Genomic DNA, 920 nt, shown 5'->3' with positions numbered 1-920 from the left:
CCACACGTAAACATCGGCACGATTGGTCACGTTGACCATGGTAAAACGTCGCTGACCGCAGCAATCACCAAGTACTTCGGCGATTTCAAAGCGTATGACCAGATCGACGCTGCGCCAGAAGAAAAGGCACGTGGTATCACCATTTCGACATCGCATGTTGAATATGAAACTGCTGCTCGTCACTACGCACACGTCGACTGCCCAGGCCACGCTGACTATGTTAAGAACATGATCACCGGTGCTGCACAGATGGACGGCGCGATCCTGGTTGTTTCGGCCGCTGACGGTCCGATGCCACAGACCCGTGAGCACATCCTGCTCGCTCGTCAGGTTGGTGTTCCTGCGATCGTTGTGTTCCTGAACAAGTGCGATCAGGTTGACGATGCTGAACTTCTCGAACTCGTAGAGCTCGAAGTTCGTGAACTTCTCTCGAAGTACGACTTCCCAGGCGATGAAACGCCAATCATCAAGGGCTCGGCTCTCGCTGCTCTGGAAGATTCTTCGAAGGAACTCGGCGAAGACGCAATCCGCAACCTGATGGCTGCTGTTGACGATTATATCCCAACACCAGAACGTCCAGTTGATCAGCCATTCCTGATGCCAATCGAAGACGTGTTCTCGATTTCGGGTCGTGGTACTGTTGTGACCGGTCGTGTTGAACGCGGCATCATCAAGGTTGGTGAAGAAGTTGAAATCGTTGGCATCAAGGCCACCGGCAAGACGACTGTTACCGGCGTTGAAATGTTCCGCAAGCTGCTCGATCAGGGCCAGGCTGGCGATAACATCGGTGCACTGGTTCGCGGTATTGGCCGTGAAGACGTTGAACGTGGTCAGGTTCTCTGCAAGCCAGGTTCGGTTAAGCCACACACCAAGTTCAAGGCAGAAGCTTACATTCTGACCAAGGACGAAGGTGGCCGTCA

The 920-nt window shown here is 53.6% G+C and carries 1 protein-coding gene; it reads left to right on the top strand.

Annotated elements, in window-relative coordinates:
* A partial coding sequence (tuf, locus tag VBH83_RS19320) for an elongation factor Tu (RefSeq protein ID WP_396999094.1) occupies positions 1–920 on the top strand: 920 nt, incomplete at both ends.

This window comes from Ochrobactrum sp. S1502_03 (assembly GCF_044435015.1).
Taxonomy (GTDB): Bacteria; Pseudomonadota; Alphaproteobacteria; order Rhizobiales; family Rhizobiaceae; genus Brucella; species Brucella chromiisoli.
Note: the sequence above shows the minus strand (reverse complement) of the source record. Positions and strands in the feature narration are given on the sequence as shown.